Source organism: Kitasatospora sp. NPDC091207 (assembly GCF_044768625.1).
Lineage (GTDB): Bacteria > Actinomycetota > Actinomycetes > Streptomycetales > Streptomycetaceae > Kitasatospora.
Map to the genome: position 1 here is coordinate 477209 of NZ_JBIVVS010000001.1, position 17638 is coordinate 494846.

Here is a 17638-nt window from a genome sequence, read left to right on the forward strand (position 1 = left end):
CAGCGACGAGGGCGATGCGCCGGCAACTGCGTGGACGCAAGCTAGTCGGCGAGAGGGAGCATCCCCTCGCCGACGGGCAGTTCTACGTCTCTGTGGGGGAGCGGCACGCGGGCACCGTGCTCAACTGGACGGACCAACCGGTGAGCGCGCATGGACTCAACGACTTCCTTGCGTCGTGCGCGTGGCCGACACCAGCGTTCGAGCCACCATTCGGCGACCTTGGCGTCAGCATCCGGGAGTTCTGGATCCAGCAGGTACTGCGGTTCTCCGTCGAGGCCGAGTGAGTAGTCGCGGAGGTTCTCGACCAGCGGAACACCGTAGAGGATGCGTTCCCGGCCGTGCCGGAGGAGTTCGTTGGCCGGCCATCCGAGTGCCGCGAGCCCCAGCCGCACCTTACGCAGACGAGGACTGACGCCCTCGCCGAAGAGGCTGTTCACGCGGACGAGCGAGCCGCGCAGCGCCGGCAGCCGGGTTAGGGCGTCGACGGTCTCCTCGGAGAAGTGGGAGGTTCCGAACGAGCGGGAACGTCCGAGTTCGTGGAAGCCCATCCGGGTAGTGCTGTCGCCCCCCATGACCTCGGCCGGCCAGAACAGCCGGTTGTACTGACTCGAGCCGGTGCCGTAGAGAGACGTGGTTCCAACAAAGGAGAGACGAGCCTCGCGCATGATCGGACGGCCTGCCATCGCGGATGCGATCTCACTCGGTCGCGCGTACTTCTCGCGGTATGCCGCGATCACAGGGGGTGAGACGGCCAACGCTCCTACCAGTTTGCCGGCGGCCAGTGCGCTGTACGGTGCCACGGCGCCACAGACCGTGAGGTCGGCGATGACAGTGCCAACTCGCTCTCCTCGTGCGCGACGGACCACACGACGCATCTGCGTACGCGCCTTCGGATCCGAGAAGGCCTTAGCGAGCCCTTCGGCGGTGGGCGGGGACAGGTAGGCCCCCAGCAGGGTCTCGATTTCCAGCGCATCTGCGAGGGCTGCCGAGCGCTTGCTCCGAAACAGGTCTGATTTGGCGCGCTCCACCCACGCATTGCGTCCGATATTGCGGACCTCACGGATCGTGGTTGTCTGGTGATGCCTCTGACGGTGCCGCTCAGCATCATCCCGCAGCCGCTTAACGGCCTCGGGGCCTGGTGCTACCAGGTCAGTGGGTTGGAGGACCCCGTCACGCAGGAGGTCGTCGAGGTAGATCTCACTTCGCTGAGCCTCAATCCGTTGAGCTAGCCATGAAGCGCCATCGTCCGTGGGCTCAGTGCGCAGGTGCTCAAGGAACTGATCGGTTTCCCAACCCATCCAATGGTCGCGCTCGGCAATCTGGACGATCGGGCTGGAGATCGCCGCCAGACCGATCACTGTATGAAATTCGGTGGCCGCGTCACGGATCAAGATCGGCATTGAGCGCCCGGGGACGGTGGCATAGGCGTTAGACCACGTGTGCCGGAAGTAGCGCCAGATGTCATGGAGCTTGAATCCGGTTCGTTCACACGTAGAGGAATCGACGACCTGCACGTAGGGCTTGATGGCGTCCGCGGCTGTAGCCGCGCCCTGAAGGGCGTCTGCCAACTCCCGGCCGTCTCGCATCAAGTTGAAAACGGAGACCAGCCGGTCGCCGTGCTCGTGCGCGCGCTCCATCCCCTCGACGAATCGTCGAACGCTACTTCTGCTGAGCTGTTCATCTCGACGGAGAAGTTCCTGGCGCCGGATCCGGGCCTTCTCCTTCGCGCGGTCAACATGTGCTGACGGGGGAGCGAAAACTGCCTTGGACCTCTCCACCTTGACCGTCCAGCCCTGGTCCACGAGATCGATGACGCAGTGAGCGGCCGCCGCGAGCATAGGCTGCTCATAGAGCTTGGTGATCTTGGCGGCTCGGATCCAGCGCTCATGGTCACCCACGTCCTTGCCGTCGGCCGCAACGCTCTCCAGCAGGGCGCAGAGGCGGGCGAAGCCTTGGTGTTCCTGGCGAGAGGCGTCGGTCGGCAGGCTGAGGGTAAGGAGTGCGGCCTTTTCTTTCATGACTTCTGGAGCATCCGTCCGTAGGTCCTGCTCCAAAGTTGCAGGAGAGTATCGCAGTTCTGGCCATCCCGGCCCAGGAGCGTCGTCGTGCGAGCGAACGACAAGAGGAAGAGTTCGAGGGCGACGCGCAGTTCTCCTGCCGCCTCGTCGCTCAGTGTCTGCAGCGGGTGGTAGAGCGCTGCAAAAGCAGGATGATCAACGTTCAGCGTCACGTCGAGCGTGCGCCGCTTCAAGGCCGAGGTGAACATGGTCCCGGCTGGGAGTTGCTGTGATCCAATCCGGTAGGACAAAGAGCCTGAACCCCTCCCTGTCCTCCGGATCACGGGCAGGTCGAGATCAGCGGCCTCGGCAATCCGGCACGACGTCTCCGTCGCCGCTCGGAACTTGACCTCCTCGAAGGCCTGACGTGCACGCGAGTTCAACAGTCGGGCAATCGACTCCAACTCCGGCGCGAGTGCTTCTTGGAGCACCTGGGAGGGCCGCACGCCTTGCTTGTTGATGGTGATGCCGAAGTGCTCATCGAGCACAGGGTCGAACTCGATCTCGCAGCGCCACCAGTCGTCATAGTTCTCCTTTCGCTTCCCGCCCATGAGGTGCCAGCCGCTTGCGATCTCGCGGCCAGCGCGGAGGATCGAGACACCAGCGCCGCCCACGATGCCGACACGTCGCTTGGTCATGTTGTCGAGGTGGTGCCAGTGATGAACTGGAAGCATGGCGAACCGAACTGTGACGAAGGCCGTTTCGCCTGAAGATGATGCGAGTTCGTAGCGGAGCGGCTCGAAGGCCATGCGTGCGCTGTGACCCTCGATATTGGCTGTGAGGAGCAGGGGGTCGACCGGGTCGACTTGCTTCCCGTTGATACTCAAGGTGACATCGCCGTTGCTGAGGAACCTTCGATACATGCGACCCAGGTCGCGGCGCAAGGCGCGCTCGAGCCAAGCGAGACGCTTGTACTCGATGCGGTCACAGTTCTGCCAGACTACAAGGCAGCCTGACCCCGTGGTGTCACCGCTCCGGCGGCGAGCACGAAGGTCGACCGGAGCGCCGGCGACGATCGCATCAACATCCAAGCAGACCTGGTGAGCGGCCTTGTTGCCTTGCCACGAGGTCACCTCGACTCGCCGAGCCTGGCTAAGGGACGCGGCAGGCAGGCCCATTCCGAACCGGCCGAACGACTTCCGCTCGTCGAAACGGGACGAACCGCCGAACCGTAGGCACGCCTCGAGTTCTGCGCGCGACATGCCCACCCCGTTGTCCTCGACCCGGATCTCCGGGAATCCGCCAGCCACGGGACGCGTGATTGTGACTGAGATCACCGTGGCGGCCGCCTGCAGGGAGTTGTCGACGAGTTCAGCGAGGGCCGTCGAGAGGCTGACGTAGCCCGACTCTCGGACTGCACGGATGAAGTTGTAGGAGACCAGGAGGTCGTCCTTGCGGTGGTTCTGCTGGGCCATGGCTCTCCCGATGACGTGCTCGATCCCTGCGTCGAGAGTAGCTGCACCGATGCCGCCTGGGAAGTTGATCGTTTCGATGCGGCGCAGATCATTCAGGCTGGGCTGAGATCGTGGCCGTGATCCGCTTCGTCTTCGCGGGCTCGGTGAGATCCAGGCCCGATCCGTCGTCCATGAGGAGGCGCACGGTGGGACGGGCGGTCCCGGCCACCAGACGAAATGGTTCCGCGGCCTCGTGCAGGATGACACGACCGGTCCGCTGAAGATCGAACGTGATGAGGTGGCCGGCAGTGTTGATGTTGATGGTTCGCTCGACGATCTCGACCGCCGTTACAACTTCACCAGCGAGTGCTTCTGGCGGCGGTGAAACGGACTTCAACGAGTTGATGCCGAGCACCTGCAGCGCTGTGATTGTCCGCCCCTTGAGGTGCGCCAAGAGGGGGTTGATCTCCGCTGCGGACTGGATGGTAGCCATGTGAGCATCATGGCTGAAGCCGGGGGACGTGTGCGCAACCCTCTGTGACAAATGGTGAAGATTCAGGCTCGCTGTTTGCTTTCGCAGGGAGTGGTCGGTGATGCGTCTCCTTCCGGTGGATGCCATCTGGCTCGGGGCGTTGCTGCACCAGAGGACCCGGGAGGGAGTGGGGGAGCGAAGTCGCGGGTGGGGTCGGCGCCGCCGGGCAGGGCGTAGTCGCGGGCGTCCAGGTAGCGGCCGGCGTAGTAGGCCTCCAGGACTGGGTGCCGCGGGTCCAGGCGGTCAGGTCGCTGGCGTCGATGGCGGCGGCGAGCGGGAGGGCTTCCTGGCTGTTGGTGCGGGCGACTGGCAGCCGTCCGGCGTCGACGGACATGTAAGCGAGTAAGCCCCGAGGTCTGCGGCGCGCGGTGGGGGTGAGGGAGGGCTGCCCCTCGGCCTCGTAGCAGGCGACGATGTCGTCGCAGCAGACGGCCAGTACGCCGAGGGCGGTGTCGTTGACGTTCTCGGCAACCAGGGTGCGAGCCTGACCAGCGACGCCGAGGGCGTTCTCCCGCCCGTTCACCGGCCGGAGTGGCTTGTGGGGGTCCCGCGGTCGGGGTAATGGGCGACAGGGGGAAGGGTGGCCCGCCGACGGTCTGCTGCCAATGAAGCTCAATTCAAGGTGCGTGCCTCGGACGCGGGCGTTTCTGCGTGAGCGATGCGTGAGCGGATGGGGCAGCATGTGCCGGTTCGGGCTGGATCGTGGATCACGGCGCAACGCTCTGACCTGCGGGTTCATCACCAAGTGATCTATAGCGGCAGCAGTCAGCATGATCACTCCCGGGCTCGTAATGCGTAGGTCATGGGTTCGAATCCCATAGGCGGCTCCGTGAAAGCCCCAGGACTCACTCGCCGTGACCTGGGGCTTTTGCCTTTGCCGCGGCCAGGGCGGGTTGGCCGTTCGCCCGGCCGGCGCCGGCGCCTCCGCCTGCCGGTGTTCCCACAGCACCGACTGACGTTGACCCAGGCTTCGGAGCCGTCGGGTTCGGCGTACCGGCAGGTGTGGAAGAGCCTCCGGGCCTGGGAGGGTCGAGCTGCGAGCGCGACCTGGTGGTTTGGCGCGTGCTCGGTTGGAGCGGGTCGGGCAGCAGTGCCTGAGCAGCCCCTCCCCGTGGGGGGAGGGGCTGCTTGCGCCGGAGCGTTCCGGTCCTCCGGGAGGTCAGTGCAGCGTGCCCAGTAGGCCCACGTGGAAGGGCTTGAGCTCGTCCGAACGGTCACTCAGGACCTTGGCCAGCCAGTCGGGGTCGCCCAGGAGCGCGCGACCGACCGCCGCCAGGTCGAACTCGTCGCGCTCCATGCGGTCCAGCAGCCCGTCGATGCCGGTGACGCTGCCCTGCTGGCCCTGGAAGACCTGGAGGAATTCGTTGTCGAGGCCGACCGAGCCGACGCTGATGGCGGGCTTGCCCGAGAGCTTCTTCGCCCATCCCGCGAGGTTGAGGCCGGAGCCCTCGAACTCGGTGAGGTGGAAGCGGCGGGTGGAGCAGTGGAAGGCGTCGACGCCCGCGTCGGCCAGCAGCCCGAGGATGATCTCCAGCTCCTGGGGCGTTTCGGCGATCTTCGCCTGGTAGTGGTGCATCTTCCACTGGGACATGCGAAAGAGGATCGGGAAGTCCTCGGACACGGCCTCCCGGCAGGCTCGGACGACGTCGGCGGCGAAGCGGGTGCGGGAGGCCGTGTCGCCGCCGTACGCGTCGGTGCGCCGGTTCGTGTGGGCCCAGAGGAACTGGTCGATGAGGTAGCCGTGGGCGCCGTGGATCTCGACGCCGTCGAATCCGAGCGCCTCGGCGGCCGAAGCGCCGGCGGCGAAGGCCCCGATCACGTCGTCGATGTCCGTCCGGGTCATCGACGTGCCCGGCGGTGAATCGTCGAGGGGGGTTCCGGAGGGACCGATTCGCGGGGCCCCGGGGACCGGCGGTGCGCCGGCGGCGCGGTCCATGCCCACGTGCCACAGCTGCGGAACGATCCTGCCGCCCGCCCGGTGGACCTCGTCCGCCACCGCGGACCAGCCCGCGAGCGCCTCGTCGCCGTGGAACCGGGGGACCCGGGCGCTGGTGCCCGCCGACGCGTGACCGACGTACGTTCCCTCGGTGATGATCAGACCGACACCGCCCGCCGCGCGACGGGCGTAGTACTGGGCGACATCGTTGCCGGGAACGCCGTCGGGGGAGCACTCACGCGTCATGGGTGCCATGACGACGCGGTTGGGCAGCGCGAGGCTCCCCAAGGCGAAGGGACGCAGCAGTATGTCCCGGGCGCGTTCGGCAGATTGTGCGGACATCAGGTATTCGCCTTCGGTAGGTGGCTGCGGCCGGCTTCGGGGCGCAGCTCGTCAGTCGGATCACGCAGGGTTCCCGGGGCAGCGGGGGCCCGTTCCACGGTGCCGTCCGCACCGCTGGCGGTGGTTCCGGAGCTCCCGGAGCCGTCGGCCGTCGGCTCGACGGCAGGGGTCGCACGCACGAACCACGCCGTGGCGAAGGCGACGACGGACAGGGCGGAGGCGCTGACGACGACCCCGTGCAGACCGCTGGTGATGGCTTCCTGGACGGCGTCGCGGACGGTCGAGGCCATGTCCTTCAGCAGCGCGGGGGTGAACTGGCCGCCGGAAGTGAGGCTCTGTTCGGCATCGGGACCGAGCCGATCGGCCAGCACCTCGCTCATGCGGCTGGTCTGGACGGCCCCGAGCAGGGCGACTCCCAGGGAGCCGCCGATGGTGCGGGTGAGGGTGACCGTCCCGGTGGCGGCACCCATGTGGCGCTTCGGGGCGTTGTTCATCGTGGTCAGCAGGGTGCTCTGCATCAGGACGCCGACGCCCACCCCCAGGACGGCGGTGAGACCCGAGGCGAGGGCGACCGGGGTGTCCGTACCGAGCAGGAGCAGCAGTAACGCGCCCAGGACCATGACGGCGCTGCCCGCGATCGGCAGGATGCGGTCGAGGCCACCCCGGTCCAGCATCCGTCCGGTGGCCAGCTGGGCCGCCAGCATGCCGATCATCATGGGCAGGATCAGCATGCCGCTGGCCGTGGACGAGGCGCCCTGGACGAACTGCATGTACTGCGGGAGGTAGTTGAGCACGGCGACCATGACGGCGCCGACCAGGAAGCTGATCACCTGGGCAAGGGTGAACTCCCTGTTGCGGAACAGCCCGAGAGGTGTGATCGGCTCCTCCGCGCGCCGTTCCACGCGGACGAACCAGGCCAGGGACGCGATGGCCAGTGCGCCGAGTCCGAGGATCTGGAGCGACAGCCAGGCGTAGGTGCCGCCGGCCCAGGTGCCCACCAGGGTGATGGCCAGGATGCCCGTGGTCAGCAGAGCCGTGCCGAGATAGTCGATCCGCCCCTTGGTGCGTTCGCTGTTCACGTGCACGCCCCGGGCGACGGCCAGCAGCACGATCGCGCCGACGGGGACGTTCACGTAGAACGCCCAGCGCCAGTGCAGGTAGTCGGTGATGAATCCGCCGAGCAGGGGCCCGCCGACGAAGGCGACCGGCAGCATCACGCCGATCATCGACTGGATGCGCCCCCGCTCGTTGGGGGCGGCCAGGGCGCCGATGACCGAGAGCGCCCCGACCATCAGGCCGCCCGCGCCGAGACCTTGGAGTGCCCGGAAGGCGATGAGCTGTGGCATGTCCTGGGCCAGGCCGCACAGGATCGACCCGGCCAGGAAGAGCCCCACGGACGCCATGAAGGCGCCCTTGCGGTTGTAGAGGTCGCCGATCTTTCCCCAGATCGGCGTGGCGGCGGACATCGCCAGCAGGTACGCCGTCACCACCCAGGAGAAGTGGTTCAGGCCGCCGAGATCGCCCACCACCGTGGGCAGCGCGGTACTGACGATCTGTCCGTCGAGCGTCGCCAGGACGATGCCGAGCATCAGCCCGAAGAGGCCCAGGCGCGGTAAGCCTTGGTGGGCGGGTTCGGCCGGCTCGGCCGCTTGGTCTTTCATCGCTGCCCCCAGAGGTGCGCGTGACGGGACGTCAGACGGTGTACGGGCGAACGCGCTTGGCGTCGCGCAGGGACTCGCCCCACCAGGCCAGCTGGTCGAGCATGCCCTTGGCCGCGACGTCGGACGCGGGATCGGTCGTCCGCCCCTCGGCGTCGAAGAGCTGACCGTAGTTGTGGAAGCTGACGGTGTTGCGAATCGTGGTGGCGTGCACCTCGGCGAGGACGACCCGCAGCTGCTCGACGGCGCGCAGGCCTCCGCTGAGGCCCCCGTAGGACACGAAGCCGACCGGCTTGGCGTGCCACTGCTCGTTGTGCCAGTCGATGATGTTCTTCAGCGGAGCCGGAAAGCTGTGGTTGTACTCCGGGGTGACGAGGACGAACGCGTCGGCCGCGGCGAGCCGGGGCGCCACGGCGCCGACCAGGGAGGTGACCTCCTCGGACGGCGGCTTGTCGAAGGCCGGGAACTGCGTCGGCAGGGGCGTCTCCACGAGGTCGACGAGGTCCGCCGTCATGTCCTCGCGCTGCGAGATGTGAGAGATCAGCCAGTTGGCGACGACAGGGCCGAACCTCCCGTTCCTCGTGCTGCCGATGATCACCGCGACCTGAAGGGGGCTGTTCTGTTCGGTCATTGGAGTGTCTCCAAGGTTATGGCTGCCACGTCTGTGTCGTACAATGTACACAGCAGTGTGTACGTCGTCCACTCTAGATACCTTGTATACAACAATGCGGAGTAAAGGAGTCCCTGATGACCGACCGGGACAAGCCGGAGCAGGACGAGGAGAAGGTGGGCGTCACGCTGTGGGAGCGGTTGGAACGCCCGGCGCCCGCGCCCCGCGCGCCGTTGAACCCACGGCGGATCGCCGAGGCCGCGGTGGCGATCGCCGACGCCGACGGCCTCGATGCCGTCACCATGCGGCGCCTGGCCTCGGCGCTGGGTGTCGCTCCGATGGCCGCGTACCGGTACGTCTCCTCCAAGGACGAACTCCTGGAGCTGATGGTCGACCATGTGTACGGCGAGCTGGAGCTTCCCACCGGCCGGTGCGACTGGCGGAAGGTCATGCGGGAGCTCGCCATGAGCCTCCTGGAGGTGGGGCGGAGGCACCAGTGGATGACCCGGGTGAACTGGTGCGGGCCGACCCCGAACCAACTCGCCGTGCCTGAGGCGGCGTTGGCCGCACTCGCCGGTGGCGATCTCGACGCCGACGCGGCCATGGCCGTGTACAGCACCGTCACCTCCTACGCGTGGGGCGCCGTCAGCTCGGAGATCAGCCTGACGCAGATGCTGCAGGCGCGGGGCTGGTCCAGCTTCGAGGAGGCGCGCTCCGGCTTGGCTCCGCAGATGACCTGGCTGGTGAAGACCGGCCGGTATCCGATGTACACGCGCTACCTGGGCGAGGCCACGCGCAAGGGCGATCTGCAATGGCAGTTCGAGATCGGCCTCGATTGCGTCCTCGACGGCATCGCCTGTCGGCTGAACATCGACTCCACGTCGACCGACGCGTGATGCGGGGCGCTTCGCGCCCGCTGATCGACATCCACGGGAAAGCTTCATCAGATGGACTGAATGTCCACTACAGAGAAACGACAGAGGCCGGACATTTCCTTGCCCGCCGCTGAATCCGCGAAATAGATTTGCCGCCTCCGAGACGGCGGGAAATATGACACGCGAATCCAGCGGCACGGCACGGATGATCGACGCGACAACGGATCTCGCGGTGTGCGAGGGCATCGCATGCCGCAGCGGCGAGGCGGCCGGGCGCCCCAGGCAGCTCGCGGTGGCGGGGACCAGGTTCTGTCCGGCCTCTCGCCTCCGCCTCACGAGCGGTCTGCTGCAGTTGCCCCGACTGTACGACGACTGCGGTCTGCTCCTCGGTGGGTCCGATCGGCCACGCGACCGTGCGTCCGGCGGGTCGTTGCCGGGGCTGCCCTTCAACACCGCGGCAGCCGAGGCCCGCTCCACGATCCTCGGCGTGCTGCGGGCCTGGGCAGGGCTGGTGGCCGGGGAACGGGCCTTCGCCGTCCCGCGGGACACGGCAGCCGGTATCGCCGAGTTCCTGCTACGCCACAGCGAGTGGCTCGTCGCCCACGAGGCCGCGGGCGAGCTGTCGGAGGAGGTGGCGCGAGCGGTACGCCGGGCGCAGCACGTGATCGATCCCTCCCAGCGCCGTCACCTGCGCGTCGGGACCTGTGTGGAGGCGGACTGCGGCGGCACTCTGACGGCCACGGTGCTGAGCGACCGGTCCCGCCCCGGGGTGGAGGTCGCCTGCGACGCCGACACCTCGCACCGCTGGTCCGCGCAGGAGTGGATGCGATCGAGCCGCGCCGTGCCGGTGTCCCGGACGGAGCCGGCCGGCCCCCTGCCCCTCACGTCGGCCGTGCGGTGGCTGGGGGTCCGCGACATCTCCCTGCTGTGGGGAATCGCCTCCGGCAGCGTCTACCGCCACGCCAGCCAACAGCGGTGGCGGCGCCGTACGGACAACGGCCGCGTCTCCTACCACGAGGAGGACGTCCTCCGGTCGCTCGGCGCAGGCGCCGTCGGCCGGGGCTGACGGTCGGCCGGGAGCGGCACTGCGCGGGAGGCGCCGCGTGCGGTGCCCGCCGGGTGGCGGGCACGGCGACGACGGGTGGGCACGGCCTGGAGGCCGTGCCCACCCGTGTTTTCGGTCCGGCCGCGTGCACGGACGGACCGGCACCCATCCGTGCCCTGATCTGGTGGGGCCTGCGATCCGAGGAGCGGTGTCTGACCATTCTCTGACTCGGCTCTGTCATTGCGTCGGAAAACTGACGTTGACATCTGCGGAGCCCTCGAAGAAGCTGTTCACTAACTTCCTCAGCACTGTGTCGACCGACCGGCAGGGGGCTCCAGAGAGAGCTTCACCCCCCCTGTCGAAGACAGAATCAATTCCTTCTTCAGCGGCGCACCGATGACGGATTCCGGTGCGCCGCTTTTGCGTACCGTCCCATTTCGATGTCCCCGGAGGACACATCCATGGACGCATCAGTCATCGTCGCCGGAGCGGGTCCGGCCGGTCTCATGCTCGCGGGGGAACTGCGACTCGCGGGGGTCGACGTCATCCTGCTGGATCGCCTGGCGCGGCGCACCGGCGAGTCCCGCGGGCTCGGCTTCACCACACGGACGATGGAGGTCTTCGACCAGCGCGGACTGCTGCACCGCTTCGGCGACATCGGCACCAGCAACGCGGGTCACTTCGGCGGCCTGCCGGTGGACTTCGGGGTGCTCGACAGCATCCACCAGGCGGCGAAGACCGTACCGCAGTCCGACACCGAGACCATGCTCGAGGCGTGGGTCCACGAGCTGGGGGTCGATCTCCGGCGCGGCCACGAGCTGGTCACCCTGGACGACTGCGGGGACCACGTGGAGGTCGGGGTACGCGGCCCGAGCGGCCAGGAGATCCGGCTGACGGCGTCGTACCTCGTGGGCTGTGACGGTGGCCGCAGCGTGGTGCGCAAGGCCGCCGGCTTCGACTTCCCCGGTACCGCGGCCACCCTGGAGATGTACCTGGCCGATATCAGGGGAGTGGACCTGGAACCGCGTCTCATCGGCGAGACGTTCCCCGGCGGCATGGTCATGTGCGGTCCGCTCGGCGACCGCGGTGTCACCCGCATCATCGTCTGCGAACGCGGCACCCCACCCCGCAGGCGCTCCGAGCCACCGACGTACGCCGAGGTCGCGGCGGCCTGGCAGCGGATCACCGGCATCGACATCTCGCACGCCGACCACGAGTGGGTCAGTGCCTTCGGCGACGCGACCCGGCTGGTCACCGAGTACCGCCGGGGCCGGGTGATCCTGGCAGGGGACTCCGCGCACATCCATCTGCCGGCCGGCGGCCAGGGGATGAACACCGGTATCCAGGACGCGGTCAACCTGGGCTGGAAGCTGGCCGCCGTCGTCAACCGCACCGCCCCGGAATCACTGCTCGACACCTACCACCTGGAGCGCCACGCAGTCGGGGAGCGGCTGATGATGAACACCAGGGCCCAGGGCCTGCTGTTCCTCAGCGGCGAGGAGGTGCAGCCGTTGCGCGATGTGCTGGCCGAACTCATCAGGTACGAGGAGGTCAGCCGTCACCTCGCCGGGATGGTGAGCGGTCTGGAGATCCGCTACGACGTCGGTGCCGGAAGCCACCCCCTGCTGGGTCTGCGCATGCCGCACGTGGAGTTGGTGACCGGTACCCGAAAGACCAGCAGCACCGAGGAGCTGCGCGCGGGGCGAGGCGTCCTGCTCGATCTGGAGGACAACGCCGTCCTCCGCGGCAGGGCATCCGGTTGGTCCGATCGCGTGGACATCGTGACCGCCGCCCCGCACGGCCTGCGGCCCGGCAGTCCGGTCGTGGGGACGTCGGCCGCCCTCGTACGTCCTGACGGGCACGTGGCCTGGGCGGCGCCCGGCAGCCACCACGACCTGCCCGCAGCACTCGAGCGCTGGTTCGGACCCTCCCGAAACCGTTAGTCCCGACAAGGAGATGTGGATGCACAGCACGTTGATCGTCGCTCGGATGGAAGCCCACTCGGCCACGGAGGTCGCCCACCTCTTCGAGGCGTTCGACGGCACGGAGATGCCCCATCGGATGGGAACCAGGCGCCGGCAGCTCTTCTCGTACCGCGGCCTCTACTTCCATCTGCAGGACTTCGAGGGTGAGGACGGCGGCGAGCGCATCGAGGGGGCCAAGACGGACCCCCGGTTCGTCGGCATCAGCCAGGACCTCAAGCCGTTCATCAGTGCCTACGACCCGACCACCTGGCGTTCTCCCGCCGACGCCATGGCGCAGCGCTTCTACCACTGGACAGCGCGGTGAGCGGCCCGACCGGCCGGCGGGTCGTCATCACCGGTATCGGGGTCACCGCTCCCGGCGGCGTGGGTGCCAAGAACTTCTGGTCCCTGCTGACCGACGGTCGGACCGCGACCCGGCGCATCAGCTTCTTCGATGCGAGCCAGTTCCGTTCGCAGGTCGCCGCGGAGGCCGACTTCGACGCCGAACTCCTCGGGCTGAGCGCCCAGGAGATCCGGCGGATGGACAGGGCGGCGCAGTTCGCCGTTGTGACGGCACGTGAGGCGGTGGCCGACAGTGGGCTGAACTTCACCTCCCTCGAACCGCACCGCACCGGCGTGACGATCGGCAGCGCGGTCGGTGCCACGATGGGGCTGGACGCGGAGTACCGGACTGTCAGTGACGGCGGACGGCTCGAACTCGTCGACCACAACTACGCCGTCCCGCACCTCTACAACTACCTGGTGCCCAGCTCCTTCGCCGCGGAGGTGGCGTGGGCCGTGGGCGCCGAGGGCCCCGCCAGCGTGGTCTCCACCGGCTGCACCTCGGGGATCGACGCGGTCGGCTACGCCACCGAGCTGATCCGCGAGGGATCGGCCGACGTCATGGTGGCCGGCGCGGCGGATGCCCCCATCTCGCCGATCACGGTGGCGTGCTTCGACGCCATCAAGGCGACGACACCGCGCAACGACGACCCCGAGCACGCCTCGCGCCCGTTCGACGGCACCCGCAACGGGTTCGTCCTGGGCGAAGGGTCGGCCGTCTTCGTCCTGGAGGAGCTGCACAGCGCCAGGCGCCGCGGAGCACGCATCTACGCCGAGATCGCCGGTTACGCCACCCGCAGCAACGCATTCCACATGACCGGCCTGCGCCCCGACGGGCGGGAGATGGCCGAGGCGATCCGGGTCGCCCTGGCCGAGGCCAGGCTCAATCCCGACGACATCGACTACGTCAACGCGCACGGCTCGGGCACCAAGCAGAACGACCGCCACGAAACGGCGGCCTTCAAGCGCAGCCTGGGCGAGCATGCCTACCGGGTGCCGGTCAGCTCGATCAAGTCGATGGTCGGCCACTCGCTGGGTGCCATCGGCTCGATCGAGATCGCGGCCAGCGCGCTCGCGATGGAGAACGGCGTCGTGCCACCGACTGCCAATCTGCACACGCCCGATCCCGAGTGCGACCTGGACTACGTGCCGTTGACGGCCCGGGACTGGAAGACCGACGCGGTGCTCTCGGTGGGCAGTGGCTTCGGCGGGTTCCAGAGCGCGATCGTGCTGGCCCGCCCGGAAAGGAGCGCGGCATGAGGGACGGTACGGTCAGGGCCGTCGTCACCGGTCTGGGGCCGGCCGCGCCCAACGGCTGCGGCACGGAGGCGTACTGGGCGGCGACCCGGACGGGGACCAGCGGCATCGGCCGGGTCACGCGGTTCGACCCCGCCCAGTACCCGGCCCGGCTGGCGGGCGAGATCGCCGGGTTCATCGCCGAGGACCACCTGCCCGGGCGGCTGCTGCCGCAGACTGATCGGATGACCCAGATCGCTCTGGCGAGCGCCGACTGGGCGTTCGCCGACGCCGGTGCCAGCCCGGGCGAGCTGCCCGAGTACGACATGGGCGTGATCACGGCCAGCTCGTCGGGCGGGTTCGAGTTCGGCCAGCGGGAGTTGCAGGCGCTGTGGAGCAAGGGCAGCCGGTATGTCAGCGCCTACCAGTCCTTCGCCTGGTTCTACGCGGTCAACAGCGGCCAGATATCCATCCGCAACGGCATGCGCGGCCCGAGCGGGGTGGTCGTCAGCGACCAGGCCGGAGGGCTCGACGCGATCGCCCAGGCCCGACGTCAGATCCGGAAGGGCACCGCGCTGGTGATGTCGGGGGGCGTGGATGCGTCCATCTGCCCGTGGGGCTGGGTGGCCCAGATGGCCGGCGACCGGCTGAGCACCAGTGACGACCCGGAGCGGGCCTACCTCCCCTTCGATGCCGCCGCCCGGGGGCACGTACCCGGGGAAGGCGGGGCCCTGCTGGTCCTGGAGGACCTGGAACGGGCACGTGCCCGTGGTGCCCGGCAGGTGTACGGAGAGATCGCCGGGTACGGCGCCACCCTGGACCCCCGGCCCGGCAGCGGCCGGCCCCCGGGGCTGCGCAAGGCCATCGAGCTGGCCCTGGCCGACGCGGGGACGGCGCCGGAGGAGATCGACGTGGTGTTCGCCGACGCGGCCGCGGTCCCCGAACTGGACCGGATCGAAGCCGAGGCGATCGCCGGCGTCTTCGGTCCGCGGGCGGTGCCGGTCACCGCGCCCAAGACGATGACCGGACGCCTGTACTCGGGTGCGGCGCCCCTGGACGTGGCCGCTGCGGTGCTCACCATCCGTGACGGGGTCATCCCGCCGTCCGTCGGCGTCACTCCCGTGGCCGCGTACGACCTCGACCTGGTCGTCGGGAGGGAGCGGACCGCGACGGTGCGCTCCGCTCTGGTGATCGCGCGCGGTCACGGCGGCTTCAACTCCGCACTGGTGGTCACCGCCGTCTAGCGCCCGGAGCCCTTGCCCCGTCGGCGGCGGGCAGCCACGCGTCATCGGGCCGGTGGAGTCCGGAACCCGCCGTCGCCCGCCCTTGAGCGTGCCGGTGGCCGCCACGGGCTCTTCGATTTTCAGTGCTTCCGGGTCGTCTCCCGCCCGCGGAAGGCCACCCGTGGAAGACCCCCACCGAGAAGAAAGAGGACAGTCAGCTATGTCTGCTCAGGCATTCACCCTGGACGACCTCAAGCGCATCCTGCGCGAGGGAGCCGGCACGGACGAGGGCGTCGACCTCGACGGCGACATCCTCGACACGGAGTTCGACGCGCTGGGCTACGAGTCGCTGGCGATGCTGGAGACCGGTGGCCGCATCGAGCGCGAGTTCGACGTGACCCTGGACGACGGCGCACTCATCGACGCCAGGACGCCCCGTGCCCTGATCGAGGTCGTCAACACCCTGTTGGTCCCGGCCGGGATCGTCTGAGGCCGGCCCCCTGATCGCGCACCGCCGGTTCGCCGATCGACTGTCGATGCCCCAACGGGTTCCGGCGGTGCGCCTGCTCCACTCACCCACCCGTACGCCCATGCCGCTGCCGCCGCGCACCCCGTTCGTGGCGGCGGAGGCAGGGGCGGTGCGTTGCCCATCAACGCCTTCAGGAGAGACATATGACGGAGCTGAACCCGAAGGTCGCCATCGTCACCGGTGCGACCAGCGGCATCGGCCTTGAGTCGACCAGGCTGCTGGCGCGCCAGGGCCACCGCGTGTTCGTCTGCGCCCGTACCGAGGAGAACGTGGCCCGGACCATCAAGGAGCTGACCGACGAGGGGCTGGACGTGGACGGCGCCTCGTGCGACGTCCGCTCCGCACCGGACATCCAACGCTTCGTCCAGCGGGCGGTCGACCGCTTCGGCCGAATCGACGTGCTGGTCAACAACGCGGGCCGGTCCGGTGGTGGGGTCACCGCGGACATCACGGACGAACTCTGGCTCGACGTCATCAACACCAACCTCAACAGCGTCTTCATGATGACCCGGGAGGTGCTCACCGCCGGCGGCATGCGGCACATGAACCGCGGCCGGATCATCAACATCGCCTCCACCGCGGGGAAGCAGGGTGTGGTTCTCGGCGCCCCCTACTCGGCCTCGAAGCACGGCGTCGTCGGCTTCACCAAAGCGCTGGGCAACGAGCTGGCTCCGACGGGCATCACCGTGAACGCGGTATGTCCCGGCTACGTCGAGACGCCGATGGCGCAACGCGTGCGCCAGGGATACGCGGCGGCCTACAGCACCGACGAGGAGGCCATCCTCCAGAAGTTCCAGGCGAAGATCCCGCTGGGCCGTTACTCCACTCCCGAGGAGGTCGCCGGTCTGGTCGGCTACCTGGCCTCCGACATCGCCGCCTCCATCACCGCGCAGGCACTGAACGTCTGCGGCGGCCTGGGCAACTTCTGACACCCCCGGAGAAGAGAAGACCATGACGACCCGACAGGTCGAGCACGAGATCACCGTCGGCGCCCCGGCCGCCGCGGTCTACCGGCTGATCGCCGAGGTGGAGAACTGGCCCAGGATTTTCCCGCCGACCGTCTACGTCGACCGTCTGGAGCGAGGCGTCGGCGACGAGCGGATCCGGATCTGGGCCACCGCCAACGGCACGGCCAAGCAATGGACGTCGTACCGCACCCTGGACCCGCAGAAGATGCGGATCACCTTCCGGCAGGAGGTTTCCAGCCCGCCGGTCGCGGCCATGGGCGGGACCTGGATCGTCGAGTCGCTGTCCGACTCGGAGTCCCGGGTGCGACTGCTGCACGACTACCGTGCGATCGACGACGACCCCGAGGGCCTGCAGTGGATCGACGAGGCAGTCGACCGGAACTCGCGGACCGAGCTCGCCTCGTTGAAGCAGAACGTCGAACTCGCCCGTGCCACGGAGGAGGTCACCTTCTCCTTCGAGGACACCGTTCAGATCGACGGCCGCGCCAGGGACGTCTACGACTTCATCAACGAGGCCGGGCTGTGGGCGCAGCGGCTGCCGCACGTGGCGAGTGTTCGCCTGGAGGAGGACACTCCGGGCCTGCAGGCCCTGGAGATGGAGACGCGCGCCAAGGACGGCTCCACGCACACCACCAAGTCGTACCGGGTGACGTTCCCGCACCACAGGATCGCGTACAAGCAAGTCACCCTGCCGGCGCTGATGACGCTGCACACCGGCTACTGGACCTTCGCGGAGAACGAGCGGGGCATCGCCGCCTCCTCGCAGCACACCGTGGTCCTCAACACCGACAACATCACCAAGGTCCTGGGGGCCGGGGCGAGCGTCGCGGACGCACGGGAGTACGTCCGCAACGCCCTGAGCACCAACAGCCGCGCCACACTCGGCCACGCGAAGGACTACGCGGAGAGCAGGCGCTGAGCATGGCC

General features: G+C 68.5%; 15 protein-coding genes. 9 read left to right on the forward strand and 6 right to left on the reverse strand.

The window, feature by feature from the left end; genetic code table 11:
• Window positions 1-41 precede the first annotated feature (41 nt).
• The 6 genes from ACIQTO_RS02120 to ACIQTO_RS02145 all read right to left on the reverse strand — a co-directional run bounded on the left by ACIQTO_RS02120 (window position 42) and on the right by ACIQTO_RS02145 (window position 8550).
• Window positions 42-2018: a Druantia anti-phage system protein DruA gene (locus tag ACIQTO_RS02120; protein WP_402381613.1), complete on the reverse strand. Its 1977-nt coding sequence runs from the start codon at window positions 2016-2018 to the stop codon at window positions 42-44.
• Window positions 2015-3472 carry an ATP-binding protein gene (locus tag ACIQTO_RS02125; RefSeq protein ID WP_402381616.1) on the reverse strand — a complete coding sequence of 486 codons (1458 nt, stop codon included), beginning with the start codon at window positions 3470-3472 and terminating at the stop codon, window positions 2015-2017. Before ACIQTO_RS02125 ends, ACIQTO_RS02120 begins: the two co-directional genes overlap by 4 nt.
• 88 nt (window positions 3473-3560) lie before the next feature.
• Window positions 3561-3944, reverse strand: a complete 384-nt coding sequence (locus ACIQTO_RS02130) for a hypothetical protein (protein WP_402381617.1) — start codon at window positions 3942-3944, stop codon at window positions 3561-3563.
• Between the two features lie 1198 nt (window positions 3945-5142).
• Window positions 5143-6261, reverse strand: coding sequence for an NADH:flavin oxidoreductase (locus ACIQTO_RS02135; protein WP_402381620.1), 1119 nt, complete (start codon window positions 6259-6261; stop codon window positions 5143-5145).
• Window positions 6261-7922 carry an MDR family MFS transporter gene (locus tag ACIQTO_RS02140; RefSeq protein WP_402381623.1) on the reverse strand — a complete coding sequence of 554 codons (1662 nt, stop codon included), beginning with the start codon at window positions 7920-7922 and terminating at the stop codon, window positions 6261-6263. Before ACIQTO_RS02140 ends, ACIQTO_RS02135 begins: the two co-directional genes overlap by 1 nt.
• A gap of 31 nt (window positions 7923-7953) precedes the next feature.
• Window positions 7954-8550, reverse strand: coding sequence for an NADPH-dependent FMN reductase (locus ACIQTO_RS02145; RefSeq protein ID WP_402381626.1), 597 nt, complete (start codon window positions 8548-8550; stop codon window positions 7954-7956).
• 116 nt (window positions 8551-8666) lie between these two features.
• Between ACIQTO_RS02145 and ACIQTO_RS02150 the strand changes: the two genes are divergently transcribed.
• The 9 genes from ACIQTO_RS02150 (at window position 8667) to ACIQTO_RS02190 (ending at window position 17630) form a co-directional block, all read left to right on the forward strand.
• The gene (locus ACIQTO_RS02150; RefSeq protein ID WP_402381629.1) at window positions 8667-9425 is read left to right on the forward strand and encodes a TetR/AcrR family transcriptional regulator; all 759 of its coding nucleotides are present in this window, start codon (window positions 8667-8669) and stop codon (window positions 9423-9425) included.
• 409 nt (window positions 9426-9834) lie between these two features.
• Window positions 9835-10470, forward strand: a complete 636-nt coding sequence (locus ACIQTO_RS02155) for a hypothetical protein (RefSeq protein WP_402381632.1) — start codon at window positions 9835-9837, stop codon at window positions 10468-10470.
• A 440-nt stretch (window positions 10471-10910) separates the two neighbouring features.
• Window positions 10911-12392 carry an FAD-dependent monooxygenase gene (locus ACIQTO_RS02160; RefSeq protein ID WP_402381635.1) on the forward strand — a complete coding sequence of 494 codons (1482 nt, stop codon included), beginning with the start codon at window positions 10911-10913 and terminating at the stop codon, window positions 12390-12392.
• A gap of 19 nt (window positions 12393-12411) precedes the next feature.
• On the forward strand, window positions 12412-12738 hold the full coding sequence (locus tag ACIQTO_RS02165; RefSeq protein ID WP_402381638.1) for a TcmI family type II polyketide cyclase: 327 nt from the start codon (window positions 12412-12414) through the stop codon (window positions 12736-12738).
• Window positions 12735-14015 carry a beta-ketoacyl-[acyl-carrier-protein] synthase family protein gene (locus tag ACIQTO_RS02170; protein ID WP_402381641.1) on the forward strand — a complete coding sequence of 427 codons (1281 nt, stop codon included), beginning with the start codon at window positions 12735-12737 and terminating at the stop codon, window positions 14013-14015. The genes ACIQTO_RS02165 and ACIQTO_RS02170 overlap by 4 nt, the downstream gene beginning before the upstream one ends.
• A complete protein-coding gene (locus ACIQTO_RS02175; protein ID WP_402381644.1) occupies window positions 14012-15235 on the forward strand; it encodes a ketosynthase chain-length factor in 1224 nt (407 codons plus the stop codon). Before ACIQTO_RS02170 ends, ACIQTO_RS02175 begins: the two co-directional genes overlap by 4 nt.
• A 199-nt stretch (window positions 15236-15434) precedes the next feature.
• Window positions 15435-15704, forward strand: coding sequence for an acyl carrier protein (locus ACIQTO_RS02180; RefSeq protein WP_402381647.1), 270 nt, complete (start codon window positions 15435-15437; stop codon window positions 15702-15704).
• Window positions 15705-15886: 182 nt separating this feature from the next.
• Window positions 15887-16672, forward strand: a complete 786-nt coding sequence (fabG, locus tag ACIQTO_RS02185) for a 3-oxoacyl-ACP reductase FabG (protein ID WP_402381650.1) — start codon at window positions 15887-15889, stop codon at window positions 16670-16672.
• 22 nt (window positions 16673-16694) lie between these two features.
• A complete protein-coding gene (locus ACIQTO_RS02190; protein ID WP_402381653.1) occupies window positions 16695-17630 on the forward strand; it encodes an aromatase/cyclase in 936 nt (311 codons plus the stop codon).
• Window positions 17631-17638 lie beyond the last annotated feature (8 nt).